This window comes from Vibrio sp. T9, assembly GCF_003123985.1.
Lineage (GTDB): Bacteria > Pseudomonadota > Gammaproteobacteria > Enterobacterales > Vibrionaceae > Vibrio > Vibrio diabolicus.
The window spans coordinates 69,077-84,055 of sequence record NZ_NIGY01000009.1 but is presented as its reverse complement, the minus strand read 5'-3'; the positions used below and the strand labels follow the sequence as shown (position 1 = coordinate 84,055).

The following is a 14,979-nucleotide window of genomic DNA, read 5'->3' as shown; positions in this document are numbered from 1 at the left end:
GGAACTTCGCTGTCAAAAACGGCCTTTGACAGAACTTAATGTTGAGCTTTATCTCACTTCTCAGTTGATGCTATGGGTTAACCAGAATGAAGTCAATAGATATTTTTACGTCTAGACGTCTAAATGTATGGATGTTCTGTTTTGAAGAGAATGAGGAGTAAGTTACGAGGAGAAGATAAGTGGAGAGCCCCCTCAGAATTACCGATTCTTGCCCAACAAATCAACTGTTTTGTCGAGGCCTAGAATGAATTAGATAGTGTTGAAGTTTATAAGGTATGTAATAATCTGATTAAACCGAGTTAATAGAGAAATACGTTTTGGCAAAACCTGCTGTTTTTATCGATCGTGACGGCGTGATCAACGTTGACCACGGCTACGTTCATGACGAACATGATTTTGAGTACATTGACGGTGTGTTTGAAGCGACAAAAGCGCTGAAAGATAAAGGTTACCTGTTGGTGCTCGTAACGAATCAATCGGGCATCGCGCGCGGTAAATTCAGTGAAGACCGTTTCTTGTCTCTGACACAATGGATGGACTGGAACTTCGTTGATAATGGCGTTGAGTTTGATGGTTTTTACTATTGTCCACATCATCCTGAGCATGGCATCGGTGACTACAAGCAAGATTGTGATTGCCGCAAACCTAAACCTGGTATGTTTATCTCTGCTCGCGACTTCTTGAAAATCGACATGGAAAAATCTGTGATGATTGGTGATAAAGCCGAAGACATGATTGCAGCAGAAGCCGCAGGTGTTGGCACTAAGATTCTGGTTCGCACAGGTAAGCCAATCACCGAGCAAGGTGAAGCATTAGCTACAGTAGTGCTCGATAGCATCGCAGATGTGCCAGCGTATTTACAAAAATAACACCACAATTTGCATGTTTAAGGGAAGCGTTTGCTTCCCTTTTCTTTTATTGCTGTTAAAGTTCAGTCACCTAAGCATTTATCCATTCTAGTTTGATCACTTATGAGCAAAAAACTCACCATTCTTGATATCGCGAAACTGGCAGGCGTTGGCAAATCAACAGTAAGCCGTGTGCTTACCAATGATCCAAAAGTGAAACCTCAAACGCGAGAGAAAGTAGAGCAAATCATTCGTGAATCTGGCTATGTACCGTCCAAATCTGCGCAATCAATGCGTGGCGGTAGCCAAAAAGTCATTGGAGTTATTATCTCCCGTCTGGACTCACCATCCGAAAATCGTGCTGTTGGTACAATGCTCAATGCATTGTATTCCGCTGGCTATGACGCGGTGATCATGGAGAGCCAATTTGATCGCGACAAAACCAACGAGCATCTAAACGTGCTTAAGCGTCGCAATGTGGATGGCGTGATTGTGTTTGGCTTTACTGGGTGCGATGAGCAAGCCTTAGCTGAGTGGGGCAATCGCATTGTGGTGATTGCGATGGATACCAATAACGTCTCTTCCATCAATTATGATAACCAAGGCGTGATAGACATGGCTTTGTCTCATCTTGAGCAGCAATCTCTCTCTCGCATTGCTTATATTGGTGTTGATCCTGAAGACAAAACCACAGGCTTGGCGCGTTTAAATGCTTATAAAGCTTGGTGTCAACGTAAACAACTCACACCTTGTTTCCAAACCGGTAAGCTTAGCCATGAAAGTGCTTATCAGTTGGTGGAGCACGTTCTAAAAGCAGACACGCAAGCCATTGTGTGTGCCAGCGATACCATTGCATTGGGCGTAATTAAGCGTCTTCAAGAGTTAGGCCGTGAAGATGTGGTCGTAACAGGCGTGGGTGGTAACGAGTTGCTTTCTTTTCTTTTCCCTAAAGTATTTAGTGTTGACCCAGGTTATACCCTTGCGGGTGAAAAGTCCGCTAAGATGCTGATTAATCAATTAAATGGCGATGAAGAAGTCGTTCATTTCACTCAACATCCTGTTTGCTGTTAACCCGTTCTAAAACGATCTGCTCTAAAATTATACTGTGATCATTCTCAATTAATGGGACTGTTCCCATTTTGTTTTTTGTCTTTGGGTGGCAATATTAAAATTAAGAAATGGGAATGTTCCCATTTATAAAAATAAAATGATGAATCGAATGTATCCAATACAGGGTGGACAAAGTTATGAGTAAGATTGCGCGTAAAGACGTGGAGCGTCTTATTGAGCTGGTCGGGGGGCCGGACAATATTGCCAGTGTAAGCCACTGTTTAACTCGCTTGCGTTTTGTTCTAAATGATACCGACAAAGCGGACACGAAACAGTTAGAGGCCTTGCGTATGGTGAAAGGCTGTTTTACCAACGCAGGTCAATTCCAAGTCGTCATCGGTACTGAAGTTGATGAGGTTTACAAAGTACTGATCGAGCTAAGCGGTAAAAGTGAAGCGAGCAAAGACGAATCCAAGAACGCTGCTCGTCAAAACATGAATATTGTTGAGCGTGGTATTTCCCACCTTGCAGAAATCTTTGTACCGTTGCTGCCTGCGATCATCACTGGTGGTCTGATCCTTGGCTTCCGTAATGTGATTGGCGACATCAAAATATTTGATGGTCAAACCCTAACGGAGATCAGTCAGTTTTGGGCGACTGTTCACTCATTCCTATGGTTAATTGGTGAAGCTATTTTCTTCTTCCTACCCGTTGGTGTGTGTTGGTCGACCGTGAAAAAGCTCGGCGGTACACCGATTCTGGGCATCACGCTCGGTGTGACATTGGTTTCGCCGCAGTTAATGAACGCCTACCTGATTGGTAAGCAAGTACCTGAAGTGTGGGACTTTGGGTTGTTTGCGATTGAGAAAGTCGGTTACCAAGCGCAGGTGATTCCCGCGATGTTAGCAGGTATCGCACTAGCGTTTATCGAAACACGCTTAAAACGCATCATTCCGTCTTACCTTTACCTAGTAGTAGTACCGTTTGTTTCCATCATTGTGTCTGTGATTCTTGCGCACTCTATCATTGGCCCATTCGGTCGTATGTTGGGTGACGGCGTTGCTTTCGCAGCAAAAGCAGCCATGACGGGTGACTTCGCGATGATTGGTTCAACTATCTTCGGCTTCTTATACGCGCCACTTGTGATCACAGGTATCCACCACACAACCAACGCCGTTGACTTGCAGTTGATGCAAGAATTGGGTGGCACGCCGATTTGGCCTTTGATTGCACTATCGAACATTGCTCAAGCATCGGCAGTGGTTGGCATCATTATCATCAGTAAAAAGCAGGATGAGCGTGAAATCTCAGTGCCTGCGGCGATTTCCGCCTACCTTGGCGTAACAGAGCCAGCCATGTACGGCATCAACTTGAAATACAAGTTCCCAATGTTGAGCGCGATGATTGGTAGTGCATGTGCTGCTGCAATTTGTGGTAGTGCGGGCGTAATGGCGAATGGTATCGGCGTAGGCGGCTTGCCGGGTATCTTATCTATCCAGCCGCAGTTCTGGGGCATCTTTGCTCTGGCGATGCTAGTCGCGATGGTGGTGCCTGCCGCATTAACATTAATTCTTTATAAGCGTGCACAAGCGAAAGGTGAGCTTGAAGCGGCAAACGCGTAATTCAATTTGAGGCAGTGATTTGGCTGCCTCCTCCTGTTTTTCTTTTCAAATTTTAAGTTTCCGATTACTGGTAAGTGAGTGTTAGAAATGGCTATGACCAAGCATGATGAGAGCTGGTGGAAAACCGCGACCATCTATCAAATTTACCCAAAAAGCTTTTGTGACAGTGGCAGTAAAGGCACGGGCGACATTCAAGGGATCATTTCTAAACTGGATTATCTAAAACACCTTGGTGTGGATGCGATTTGGCTGACGCCAGTGTATCAGTCTCCTATGGTTGATAACGGTTATGACATTTCCGATTACTACGCGATCAATCCAGAGTTCGGCACTATGGAAGATTTCGATACCTTGCTGGCAGAAGCGCATCAGTTGGGTATTCGTATCATCATGGACATTGTAGTGAACCACACGTCGACTGAGCATCATTGGTTCCAATTCGCGTTAGGGGACAAAAACAGCCCATACCGTGACTACTACATCTGGAAAGATCCGGTTGAGGGCGCAGAACCTAACAACTGGCAATCGAAGTTTGGAGGCAATGCTTGGGAATTGGATGACGCGACAGGGCAGTACTACTTGCACCTTTTTGCTAAAGAGCAGGCGGATTTGAACTGGGAAAACCCAGTGGTGCGTGAAGAAGTCAAAGAAGTCATCAGTTTCTGGGCAGACAAAGGCGTGGATGGTTTTCGTCTCGACGTCATCAACCTGATTTCTAAACAGCAAGACTTCCCAAGTGATGATATTGGCGATGGCCGCCGTTTCTATACGGATGGTCCTCGCGTGCACGAATATCTGCAAGAAATCAGCGAAGCTGTGTTTCAAAAGTACGGCAGCGTGACGGTGGGGGAAATGTCTTCGACCACGCTAGAGCACTGCCAGCAATACTCTTCATTAGATGGCAAAGAGCTGTCGATGGTGTTCAATTTTCACCACCTGAAAGTCGATTATCCGAATGGTGAAAAATGGACCAAAGCGCCGTTTGATTTCATTCAGTTAAAGCAGATCTTCAACCATTGGCAAACGGGCTTAAATGGCAAAGGGTGGGGCGCACTGTTCTGGTGTAACCACGATCAACCTCGTGTGGTCAGCCGCTTAGGTGATGATAAACAATACCGCGTTGAGTCGGCGAAAATGCTGGCGGCGTCTGTACATATGATGCAAGGCACGCCGTATGTTTATCAAGGTGAAGAGATTGGTATGACCAACCCAGGTTACACTGAGATCAGCCAGTACCGTGACGTAGAAAGCACCAACATGTACGACATCATGGTCAACCGCGATGGCGTATCACACGAGGAGATGATGGCGATTTTGGCGCAGAAGTCGCGTGATAACTCACGTACGCCAATGCAGTGGAATAGCCAAAAGCACGCTGGTTTTACCGAAGGCACACCGTGGCTTGAGGTGGCGCAGAATTACTCTGAAATCAACGCAGAAGCAGCGGTTGCAGATTTGAACTCGGTGTTCTACTTCTACAAACGTTTGATTGAGCTACGTAAACAGGTTCCGGTGATCACCGATGGCCGTTATGAAGATTTACTGCCAGAGCATCAACGCATTTTTGCTTACGCTCGCCAGAACGACAAACAAACGCTGCTGTGTATCAATAACTACTACGCCGAAGAGGTGGAATGTGTTTTGCCAGAACGTTTTGAACTGAGTAAAGCGAAAAACTTGCTATCCAATTATCAAAACTCAGCGAGCGCAGTCGCGTCAAACCATCAAGTGTTACGACCTTACGAAACTCGTATTTTATTGATAGAAGAATAAACTCGGGTGTCATCACCCCTAGGATTGATGTTCGAGATGAAGGCTTTGGTGTGCTCCCCAAAGCCTTCTTTTATTGAGATGCCGTATCTCAAAAGATGCGAGCTTATTTTGTTTCAATCGCTGTTAGCTGCACTTTCTCTTCGTTGATTTGTACTTGTTGTACTTTTAGTAGTTCGATTTGCTCAATCAGACCTAAGCTCGGGTTAAACCAACGTTCTGCCGAAGTGGCGAATTCCATTGAGTCCATATCATCGCAGTTTAGGTTGTAAGTATTCTCTTCCGTCAGGTACGCCGCTTCAATTGTCTTGCCTGAAATCGAGAACGTTTTACGTACGCCAGTCTCTCGGATTTGCTGTTGCCAAACCACTTGGCAAGATGCTTTCATTGGCAGGTTTTGTACCCACTCATGTTCTTCAAAGTTGTTTAACAGGTGGTGTACTGCGTTGCCTGTAAGAGTGGTTTGCAGAGACATGGTCTCTTCACCGATATCAATGTTCGGGCTTTTCTCTTTTACGTCGTTACCGTTCAGGCGGAAAATCGGGCTACTGTGCATTAACATGGCAACAAACTGATTGCCAATGGAATAAACGTCGGTGACTTCATGAAGTGCACCATCAGAGCCTGCAAAATAAAGTGTATTGCTCTCTTCTTCGTTATTGAACGGTTCGTCAGAGTAGTAGAACTGTTGAGCGCCGTAGTTCACCAAGTCATTAACCAGCTGGATGATTGCTTCGCTGTTTGGGATTTGTGCCAATGCTGCCAATATTTGCTCGCTATCCATCGCTTGAAAGCTCAGCTTCATGTCACCTTCAGATTGGCCATCCAAGCTAAACGAGTAGCTAAGTTGTGTGTTTGTCTCGGGAGCGAAAATGGAGTTTTGAATCGCGATGTCGAAACTTTCTTGAGGCACTTTGTTTGGATTAGCACTGCCAGAAGACGAACCACCGCCACAGCCGTAAAGAGCCAGAGTTGCTGCTGCGATAAGCGTCATTTTGTTTAGCATGGTTTACATTCCTGATTGATTAGGCCGCTTCATGTTGGGCCGTTGCTTGAATGCGAGCATGCTAAGTTTAGTGAGCTAAAAAGGGCAAAAAACAAAAGCTAATAGGGCTTAATGAAAGCTTAATTTTATATTTAAGTCTTTGTTTTATTTGGGCTTATTTCGTTAGCTACGTTGGTGCAATACTCGTTGATGAGCGCTTTCCATCGGCTGATAATTTCTTGATCGGTCAAACTGACATGCAACGTTTTCCATGGTTGAAGGCAAGTCTCTTTCGATTCAGATTGAGAAAGACGTTCAAACAATGTCTCGGAAGGCAAAACGCGCAGCAGTGCCACCAGTGATTCCATGTAGTTGAGACGGAACTGTTCGAGTTTGTTTTGTTTATAAGCGATGTGAGACACAAACGTATAAATCAGCGCGTTTTGAATACGTGAGTCGCCATCTGGAGTGGTCAGCAGAACTTTTGCTCGGTCTAGGTTGCCTAGTTTGAAATGCAATACGCCCAACCAGAGGCTTAGCTCATCTGGCAAAACATCGAACGACGACTGCACTTGCGTCAAATACGCCTCCAGCTTTTGAGGTTCTTGCTCGTACAAAGCGAGATGCCTTGCGGTTGTGATAGCTGCAAGCTCATCAGCTTGTTGGAGAGGCTGGTTAGAAAAGACATTCTCAAACAGCATTTTTTGGTGAACGTCTGACAGTTGCCATGTACTGGCTGAAGGTGCAGGCAAGTTGAAGTACTGCGCGACATCTGAGTGAATTTGGAAGATATCCGATTGTAGGTCGGATAAGCGCAGTGTGTATTCGTTGCGAAACGCCAGTTTCCCTGTCGCAGGATAAATAAGGTTCATCTGAGCTTTCAAGGTGCCTTGCTCTGCGCCGTCTTTTAACTCTATGTTGAGTTCGTAATCACTGGTCTGCATGTTTCGCGCGCCAGGGAAATACGGCGTATGACCGATAGGATCAAGAAAGTAACTGGGAGCGTCTTGGTTGGCGATGTCGGTGTATGGATATTCGACCTGTTGTTGCAGTAAGACGGCTTTGACCAGTATGCGGTATTTTCGCGCCTGAGAGCCGATTGCATCGACACGGTTGAGCAGCAACTCGACTTTGGGGATAAGTAACTGATGACGTGTTTGTTGTGTTGAAATCTCTTGGCGTTGCCATAACAAGCTTGCGAGCGTCACGCTACAAACCGTAAGTACGGCACATAAGCTATAAGCAAAAATCAGCTTGATGTTCTTACGGTTCGTAACTTGAGATGTAATAGCACGTCGATGGTTTTTCGCTGGTGGCACTAAACGGATATTCGCAGGGTTTAGAAAGTAACCTTTGCGAGGGTAGGTGACCAAGAGCTTAGTCGCATCGTACTCGGGGAGATGCTGTTGTAGCAGCGCACGTAAGGTGCTAATGCGGTTAGTGAGTACATTCTTAGAGATGAATTTGCTCTGCCAAATGGTTTCGATAATGGTATCGGCAGAGAGCGGATGTCCCACGCTTGTTAGCAGCAGCTCTAATAACTCAATGGTACGAGGTTCGAGATCAATCGCGACAGTGTCTTGATGAAGAGTTTGTGTCTTCGGATTATAGACCAACTCGCCAATCGCAATACAACTGTGAGTTTGTTTGGCTTGTTGCAAAAAATCGCGCATACCGCACCGCGTTATTTGGAAATGGCGAAATATTATATAGCGATTGGAGCGCGAAATCTTATAAATTGCGCTCCAATTATCATCAAAAGTTTATGAACCGTAGGTCACGGAATAGCGATGAGGCTTATGGTTCATCGCTAACACGACATTCAGTGCAAACGCGCCCAAAATCGAAAGACCAATTACTTCTGGAGTGACAAAGAAGAATGACGCAAACAGGATGCACGCATCGATTGCCATTTGGCTTTTGCCAACTGAAATGCCAAATTTGTCCTGAATAAATAAACACAGCACGTTAAAGCCACCTAAGCTGGAGCGATGTCGGAACAAGATCAGCATACCGAGTCCCATTAAAAGCCCACCTGCGACGGCACAATAAACTTCATTTACCGATTCGAGCGAGATTAGCAAATAAAGATGATCGGCAAAGATAGAAACCAAAGCGCCAGAAATGGCACTATTAATGGCGAAATGACGGCCGAAGCGTTTCCATGCTAGCAAGTAAAAAGGACTGTTTGCTAAAAAGTACAGCACACCAAACGTAAAAGGTGTAAATTGGCTAATAAGCAGAGCCAATCCTGTCGTCCCCCCTGTTAGGAGGTTTGCGGATTGGAGAAAGAAAACGCCTTGAGCTACCAAAAAGGTACCCGTGAAAATCGCTATCCAGTCTTCTTTTAATGAGTGTTTTTCCATCAATGTTGCAGTCATTAGTGATAAATAAGGCGTGCATAGTAGTAAAAAGATGATCTTTTCGGTAGCTAGAGGGTAAAATTTACGGTAAACCTATGTAATTGCTGTTTTACAGGGTGTAAAGCACAAAATTGACAGGCAATAGATCGTCGTTATGCAATTGCAATGCGGGCGTGATACAGATTGCTTGCCATCATGAAAAAACTGCATGAGAAAAATTGTAAATTTCTCTTTATGACCCAGATCAAATTATGTAGAATGCGCGCCATTAGGGTGACGAAAACGTTTGCGTAGGGTCATTCAACAGTTTTTTTGCAACTTTCAGTACTAATCTGAGTCAGGAGATACAGATGCTTAAGCGTGATATGAACATCGCAGATTACGATGCGGAACTGTTCGCAGCTATCCAGGAAGAAACTCTTCGCCAGGAAGAACACATTGAACTTATCGCTTCTGAAAACTACACAAGCCCACGTGTAATGGAAGCGCAAGGTTCTCAGCTAACGAACAAATACGCTGAAGGCTACCCAGGCAAGCGTTACTACGGCGGTTGTGAGTACGTAGATAAAGCGGAACAACTTGCTATCGACCGTGCATGCAAACTGTTCGGTTGTGAATACGCGAACGTACAGCCTCACTCAGGTTCTCAAGCAAACAGCGCAGTTTACATGGCGCTTCTTAACCCAGGCGATACAGTTCTAGGCATGAGCCTAGCGCACGGTGGTCACCTGACTCACGGTTCTCCAGTTAACTTCTCTGGTAAGCACTACAACGTTATCCCTTACGGTATCGATGAAGCGGGTCAAATTAACTACGACGAGATGGAACAGCTAGCGCTTGAGCACAAGCCTAAGATGATCATCGGTGGTTTCTCTGCTTACTCGCAAATCGTTGATTGGAAGCGCATGCGTGAAATCGCTGACAAAGTAGATGCTTACCTTTTCGTTGATATGGCGCACGTAGCGGGTCTTATCGCAGCAGGCGAATACCCAACACCTGTTCCACACGCTCACGTGGTAACAACAACGACGCACAAAACACTAGCAGGTCCTCGCGGTGGTCTTATCTTGTCAAATGCTGGCGAAGATATGTACAAGAAATTGAACTCAGCAGTGTTCCCTGGTGGTCAAGGTGGCCCTCTAATGCACGTTATCGCTGGTAAAGCAGTAGCGTTCAAAGAAGCGATGGAGCCAGAGTTCAAAGCTTACCAAGCTCGCGTAGTGAAAAACGCAAAAGCAATGGTTGGTCAATTCCAAGAGCGTGGCTACAAAATCGTATCTAACGGCACAGAAAACCATTTGTTCCTTGTGGACCTGATCGACAAAGACATCACTGGTAAAGACGCAGACGCGGCACTAGGTGCAGCAAACATCACAGTGAACAAAAACTCAGTACCAAATGACCCACGCAGCCCATTCGTAACGTCTGGTATCCGTGTTGGTACGCCAGCGATCACTCGCCGTGGCTTCACTGAAGAAGACGCAAAAGAGCTAGCAAACTGGATGTGTGACGTTCTAGATAACATCGGCAACGAAGAAGTTATCGAAGCGACTAAACAGAAAGTGCTCGAAATTTGTAAGCGTCTACCGGTTTACGCCTAACTGTTCTTCATAGAATGAGTCAATTTCGGTGTCGAACATACTCACTTGCTCGCGCAAACTCCGTGTGTTCTCCTAGAACTCGACTCGTCTATTTTGAACATTGATACACTAAAGGTCCTCAATTGAGGGCCTTTTTGTTTGTCTGGCGTTTGGAATGAGATATAGCGAAGAGTGTGTGATAAGGGGATGGCTACCAACACTGTCTCTTTTCAATATATTCAAACCACGTCATTCCGACGAGCCTAGGCGAGATCAGGAATCTTGTTGAGGCACACTCTTTTACTCAGAGTTTCCCTAAAAATCATCAGTACTCTGAAAACTGATTCTGAATCACGCTCGTTCCTCGCTGTTCAGAATGACGGTGGTAGAATGGCTTTTTATCATCATTTGCCAGATACAAAAAAGGTTGGCACTGAGCCAACCTTTCTTTTCAAAACAAGCGAGAGCTTATTTAATCTCGATACCTTGAGCCTGCATATCGGCATGGTAAGAAGAGCGAACAAATGGACCACACGCTGCGTGCGTGAAGCCAAGCTCTAGTGCAACTTCTTTTAGCTCGTCAAACTCTGATGGCGGAACGTAACGCTCTACTGGCAAGTGGTGACGGCTTGGCGCTAAGTACTGACCTAGAGTCAGCATCGTTACGCCGTGTGCGCGTAGATCTTTCAGTACTTCGATGATTTCTTCTTTGGTTTCACCAAGACCCATCATCAAACCAGATTTGGTCGGTACATCTGGATGCTGCTCTTTGAACTTCTTAAGAAGCTCCAGCGACCACTTGTAGTTTGCACCTGGGCGAGCTTTACGGTAAAGACGTGGCGCTGTTTCTAGGTTGTGGTTGAAGACATCTGGCGGGTTATCTTTCATTAGATCAAGCGCTACGTCCATACGACCACGGAAGTCAGGAACCAGAGTTTCAATCTTAATATGAGGGTTCAACGCACGGATCTCGCGGTTACAATCGGCAAAGTGCTGTGCACCACCATCACGCAGATCGTCACGGTCTACAGAAGTGATTACTACGTATTTCAGCTTCATATCGGCGATGGTTTTCGCCAGTTTTTGAGGCTCTTCTGCTTCCGGTGGTAATGGGCGGCCATGAGCAACGTCACAGAAAGGACAACGACGAGTACAAATGGCACCTAGGATCATGAAGGTAGCTGTACCGTGGTTAAAACATTCCGCTAGGTTAGGGCAAGATGCTTCTTCACATACGGAGTGAAGTTTATTCTTGCGCATCGCCGCCTTGATGTCTTGAATTCGTTGGCTGTCGGCTGGTAGCTTGATCTTCATCCAATCAGGCTTACGTAGCACTTCTTTCTGCTCTGTAGGCATGTTCTTTACGGGAATCAATGCCATTTTATCGGCGTCACGATATTTAACGCCTTTTTCCATCTGGATTGGTTTGCTCATGCTTTATTACCTTGAGAAGGTGCTTCTGTGCTGAATTCTACTTGCTCATAGTCGAGCAAAGTAACGAGTTCTTCTATTAATTGTTTTTCTACGGCTTCTACATTGTCTGGGCCGCCAAATTGGCTGACCTGAACCATTTCCATACCTTCATAACCACAAGGGTTAATACGCAGAAACGGTGTTAAATCCATATTTACGTTCAAGGCTAAGCCATGAAACGAGCATCCTTTACGAATGCGTAAACCGAGAGAGCATATTTTTTTACCGTCAACGTAAACGCCTGGTGCGTCAGGTCGCGCGGCCGAATCGATATTGTATGCTTTTAGCGTGTTGATCACGAGGTTCTCGATAGTGGTAACGAGATCTCGTACACCTAATTTTTTGCGGCGTAAGTTGATCAAGAAATAGGCGACCAACTGACCAGGGCCATGATACGTAACCTGGCCTCCGCGATCACTTTGTACAACAGGAATGTCACCAGTGTTAATAAGGTGCTCAGCTTTACCTGCCTGACCTTGCGTAAATACTGGGTTATGTTCTACCAACCAGACTTCATCAGGGGTTTCTTCTGTGCGTTGGTCGGTGAACTCATGCATCGCCTTCCATACAGGCTCATAGTCTTGGCGGCCAAGTCGTTTTACAACAAGTTGGTGTTGCATGGGAATTCCTGTTGCTAATATATAAAGTTTTTGGATTATAAACCGGATAACCCTGATGCTCTACCGCTGAGTAACAGATTTTTAACTGAAAGCGATGTAAAGTTTTGTTATCTGGTTGATAAATAAAAAGAAAGCAGCCGAAGCTGCTTTCAAAAAAAATTTAATCTATCAAAAAATTATAGAACCATGCGCACGATGTCAATTTCACCTAACTCTTTGTATAGCGTCTCAACTTGCTCGATAGACGTTGCAGTGATGTTGATTGATACCGAGTGGTAGTTGCCCTTAGCACTTGGTTTAACGGTCGGGCTGTAGTCACCTGGAGCATGGCGCTGAATAACTTCAAGAACAAGCTCTGGAAGTTCAGGCTTTGCATGACCCATTACCTTGTAAGTAAATGAACAAGGGAACTCAAGCAGGTCTTTTAATTTTGCATCAGAGTTGATGGTTAGCATATCGATAACTCCAGTAGATATTCGTTGCGGTGCGAAATAGTACAGTCAAATTAGGGGGAACTCAAGACGAGGATCTCAAACTTAAAAAGCCGCCCTTTCAGGCGGCTTTGCGAATAAGTTTGCTACTCTCACGTTCTTCTTAGAAGAAGCTCTTGAATAACAATACGATGTAATCCCACATGCGGCTAAATAGACTACCTTGCTCTACGGTTTCTAGTGCCATTAGTGGGTATTCGGCAATATCTTCACCATCGATCTGATAGTATAGCTTACCAACTACATCACCTTTATTAATTGGGGCTTCTAGCTCTTTTTCAAGGACGAAGCTGGCTTTTAGGTTTTTCGCTTCACCACGTGGTAGTGTTACGTAAGTATCTTGGTCAAGGCCCAACGCTACAGTGTCTTTGTTACCCATCCACACTTTTTCTTCAACGAACGTTTCACCTGCTTTGTGCGGCGCTACTGTTTCGAAGAAACGGAAGCCGTAGCTTAGTAGCTTTTTGCTTTCTGACTTACGAGCATTGGCATCTTTAGTACCCATAACGACCGCAACCAAGCGCATTTGACCTTCAGTTGCTGAACTTACTAGGCTGTAACCCGCATTACTTGTGTGACCCGTTTTGATGCCGTCAACGTTCATGCTCTTATCCCAAAGTAGACCGTTACGGTTGTATTGGGTGATGCCGTTGTAAGTAAATTTCTTCTCTGAGTACACGCGGTACTCATTTGGTACGTCACGGATCAGGGCTTTACCTAGCAATGCCATGTCGTATGGTGTCGAGTACAGCTCGGCGTTATCTAGACCATGAACGTTGGCAAAGTGCGAGTTCGTCATACCTAGTGTGTTGGCCCAAGCGTTCATTAGGTCAACAAACGCATCTTCTGAGCCTGCAATGTGTTCAGCCATTGCTACACAGGCATCGTTACCAGACTGGACAATGATACCGCGGTTTAGGTCACGTACTTTTACAGTTGTGCCTACTTCAATGAACATTTTTGATGATTCAGGGAAGTTTTTCGCCCATGCATTTTTACTGATGGTGACATCGTCATCTTCTGAGATATTACCACGCGCTAGTTCTTGGCCGATTACGTAGCTTGTCATCATCTTAGTCAGACTAGCTGGAGACAATTTTGTGTTCATCTCTTTCTCTGCCAGTACTTTACCTGAATGGTAATCCATCAGTACGTAGCCCTTCGCCGCGATTTGAGGGGCATCTGGAACAACGATAGGTGATGCAAGAGCAGATTGAGCGAAAGTTGCAGAAAGGGCAACCGAAGAAACGAGAATAGATTTCACAAACTTATTTTTATTCATGGTAATTCAAATTTTTGGGTTAACTGCGGACATCTTATCAGAATCCCCAGCTATGTAAGAGGGGATCGAGGAGAAATTCATGACACTAGGTCATTTGGCAGTGTTGTGTTTTTTAATAAATGCAGACGAATAGCCGAGCAACTTTACTTTATCTAGAGTGGCTTGCGTCAGGGAATAGTCAGTAAATGGCCCTAACAACAAGCGATAAGACTCTTTCGCATTTTCTAGGAAAGTTTCTGTATCCAATTTTTGACCAAGCTCGGTGCCTAAAGTTCGCGCGCGCTCTTCATTTTTTGATGATGCCACTTGAATAACGTACTTAGGGTGCGCTTCTAATGATTTTTTATCCGTGGGCTGATTGATACTGATTACTTCAATTTCCACGTTCGCTGTACCTGTTTTTATCACATCTAACTTATGTGCTGCGGCATAGCTTAAATCGATAATACGGCCATCGTGAAACGGACCTCGGTCATTAACTCGTACTACGGTAGTTTTGCCGTTGTCAGTGTTGGTGACTTTTACGTAACTTGGTAACGGTAGCGTTTTATGCGCAGCCGTCATTGAGTACATGTCATAGATTTCGCCATTAGAAGTCAAATGACCTTGGAACTTCTTCCCATACCAAGACGCTCGGCCTTTTTCCTTAAAGCCTTTGGCATCGCGAACTATCTTGTAGTCTTTTCCGCGCAAGTGGTAATCCTTGTTGCCACCTAAGCTGTAAGGTTCATATTTAGGGTGCGCATCCTCGATGTGTTCGACTGAAAGCGGTGTATCAGGTGCAACATCGGATTCGAGTTCGTAACGGCCGTCTTGCGTTTTTTGGCTGGTGGATGAACAGCCTGCCAAAATAAGAGCTGAGAAAACCAAGGAATATAAAGCGCGTTTTTGCATG

General features: G+C 45.2%; 13 protein-coding genes. 5 read left to right on the top strand and 8 right to left on the bottom strand.

The window, feature by feature from the left end; translation table 11 throughout:
• Nucleotides 1-317: 317 nt before the first annotated feature.
• The 4 genes from gmhB (at nucleotide 318) to treC (ending at nucleotide 5,293) form a co-directional block, all read left to right on the top strand.
• On the top strand, nucleotides 318-869 hold the full coding sequence (gene gmhB / locus CBX98_RS18960) for a D-glycero-beta-D-manno-heptose 1,7-bisphosphate 7-phosphatase (protein WP_042762556.1): 552 nt from the start codon (nucleotides 318-320) through the stop codon (nucleotides 867-869).
• 102 nt (nucleotides 870-971) lie between these two features.
• On the top strand, nucleotides 972-1,919 hold the full coding sequence (treR, locus tag CBX98_RS18955) for a trehalose operon repressor TreR (protein ID WP_109169992.1): 948 nt from the start codon (nucleotides 972-974) through the stop codon (nucleotides 1,917-1,919).
• Nucleotides 1,920-2,095: 176 nt separating this feature from the next.
• Nucleotides 2,096-3,520, top strand: coding sequence for a PTS trehalose transporter subunit IIBC (treB, locus tag CBX98_RS18950; RefSeq protein ID WP_109169991.1), 1,425 nt, complete (start codon nucleotides 2,096-2,098; stop codon nucleotides 3,518-3,520).
• Between the two features lie 87 nt (nucleotides 3,521-3,607).
• Nucleotides 3,608-5,293, top strand: a complete 1,686-nt coding sequence (treC, locus tag CBX98_RS18945; RefSeq protein WP_109169990.1) for an alpha,alpha-phosphotrehalase — start codon at nucleotides 3,608-3,610, stop codon at nucleotides 5,291-5,293.
• A 103-nt stretch (nucleotides 5,294-5,396) separates the two neighbouring features.
• On the opposite strand, the gene CBX98_RS18940 is transcribed toward treC, so the two are convergent.
• The 3 genes from CBX98_RS18940 to CBX98_RS18930 form a co-directional block, all read right to left on the bottom strand.
• On the bottom strand, nucleotides 5,397-6,296 hold the full coding sequence (locus CBX98_RS18940; protein WP_109169989.1) for a hypothetical protein: 900 nt from the start codon (nucleotides 6,294-6,296) through the stop codon (nucleotides 5,397-5,399).
• A gap of 131 nt (nucleotides 6,297-6,427) precedes the next feature.
• Nucleotides 6,428-7,948 (bottom strand): winged helix-turn-helix domain-containing protein, encoded by a 1,521-nt coding sequence (locus CBX98_RS18935; RefSeq protein ID WP_109169988.1) that lies wholly within the window; start codon nucleotides 7,946-7,948, stop codon nucleotides 6,428-6,430.
• A gap of 90 nt (nucleotides 7,949-8,038) precedes the next feature.
• On the bottom strand, nucleotides 8,039-8,641 hold the full coding sequence (locus CBX98_RS18930) for a YitT family protein (protein ID WP_029803292.1): 603 nt from the start codon (nucleotides 8,639-8,641) through the stop codon (nucleotides 8,039-8,041).
• Nucleotides 8,642-8,988: 347 nt separating this feature from the next.
• On the opposite strand from CBX98_RS18930, the gene glyA reads away from it, so the two are divergent.
• Nucleotides 8,989-10,239, top strand: coding sequence for a serine hydroxymethyltransferase (glyA, locus tag CBX98_RS18925; protein ID WP_005391333.1), 1,251 nt, complete (start codon nucleotides 8,989-8,991; stop codon nucleotides 10,237-10,239).
• Nucleotides 10,240-10,686: 447 nt separating this feature from the next.
• Here the strand turns inward: glyA and lipA are convergent, their stop codons facing one another.
• The 5 genes from lipA to CBX98_RS18900 all read right to left on the bottom strand — a co-directional run bounded on the left by lipA (nucleotide 10,687) and on the right by CBX98_RS18900 (nucleotide 14,978).
• Nucleotides 10,687-11,652, bottom strand: coding sequence for a lipoyl synthase (gene lipA, locus CBX98_RS18920; protein ID WP_005391329.1), 966 nt, complete (start codon nucleotides 11,650-11,652; stop codon nucleotides 10,687-10,689).
• The gene (gene lipB / locus CBX98_RS18915) at nucleotides 11,649-12,311 is read right to left on the bottom strand and encodes a lipoyl(octanoyl) transferase LipB (protein ID WP_005391320.1); all 663 of its coding nucleotides are present in this window, start codon (nucleotides 12,309-12,311) and stop codon (nucleotides 11,649-11,651) included. Before lipB ends, lipA begins: the two co-directional genes overlap by 4 nt.
• Nucleotides 12,312-12,487: 176 nt before the next feature.
• Nucleotides 12,488-12,766, bottom strand: a complete 279-nt coding sequence (ybeD, locus tag CBX98_RS18910) for a DUF493 family protein YbeD (RefSeq protein WP_005384135.1) — start codon at nucleotides 12,764-12,766, stop codon at nucleotides 12,488-12,490.
• 139 nt (nucleotides 12,767-12,905) lie between these two features.
• Nucleotides 12,906-14,084, bottom strand: coding sequence for a serine hydrolase (locus CBX98_RS18905; RefSeq protein ID WP_012842069.1), 1,179 nt, complete (start codon nucleotides 14,082-14,084; stop codon nucleotides 12,906-12,908).
• 90 nt (nucleotides 14,085-14,174) lie between these two features.
• Nucleotides 14,175-14,978 carry a septal ring lytic transglycosylase RlpA family protein gene (locus CBX98_RS18900; RefSeq protein ID WP_012842068.1) on the bottom strand — a complete coding sequence of 268 codons (804 nt, stop codon included), beginning with the start codon at nucleotides 14,976-14,978 and terminating at the stop codon, nucleotides 14,175-14,177.
• Nucleotide 14,979 lies beyond the last annotated feature (1 nt).

Excerpts from the sequence above, each read along its gene's own strand:
- treC (WP_109169990.1), top strand. The coding sequence starts at position 3,608 with ATGGCTATGACCAAGCATGATGAGAGCTGGTGGAAAACCGCGACCATC.
- lipA (WP_005391329.1), bottom strand. The coding sequence starts at position 11,652 with ATGAGCAAACCAATCCAGATGGAAAAAGGCGTTAAATATCGTGACGCC.
- treB (WP_109169991.1), top strand. The coding sequence starts at position 2,096 with ATGAGTAAGATTGCGCGTAAAGACGTGGAGCGTCTTATTGAGCTGGTC.
- CBX98_RS18940 (WP_109169989.1), bottom strand. The coding sequence starts at position 6,296 with ATGCTAAACAAAATGACGCTTATCGCAGCAGCAACTCTGGCTCTTTAC.
- lipB (WP_005391320.1), bottom strand. The coding sequence starts at position 12,311 with ATGCAACACCAACTTGTTGTAAAACGACTTGGCCGCCAAGACTATGAG.
- CBX98_RS18900 (WP_012842068.1), bottom strand. The coding sequence starts at position 14,978 with ATGCAAAAACGCGCTTTATATTCCTTGGTTTTCTCAGCTCTTATTTTG.
- CBX98_RS18935 (WP_109169988.1), bottom strand. The coding sequence starts at position 7,948 with ATGCGCGATTTTTTGCAACAAGCCAAACAAACTCACAGTTGTATTGCG.
- glyA (WP_005391333.1), top strand. The coding sequence starts at position 8,989 with ATGCTTAAGCGTGATATGAACATCGCAGATTACGATGCGGAACTGTTC.
- CBX98_RS18905 (WP_012842069.1), bottom strand. The coding sequence starts at position 14,084 with ATGAATAAAAATAAGTTTGTGAAATCTATTCTCGTTTCTTCGGTTGCC.
- treR (WP_109169992.1), top strand. The coding sequence starts at position 972 with ATGAGCAAAAAACTCACCATTCTTGATATCGCGAAACTGGCAGGCGTT.
- CBX98_RS18930 (WP_029803292.1), bottom strand. The coding sequence starts at position 8,641 with ATGGAAAAACACTCATTAAAAGAAGACTGGATAGCGATTTTCACGGGT.
- ybeD (WP_005384135.1), bottom strand. The coding sequence starts at position 12,766 with ATGCTAACCATCAACTCTGATGCAAAATTAAAAGACCTGCTTGAGTTC.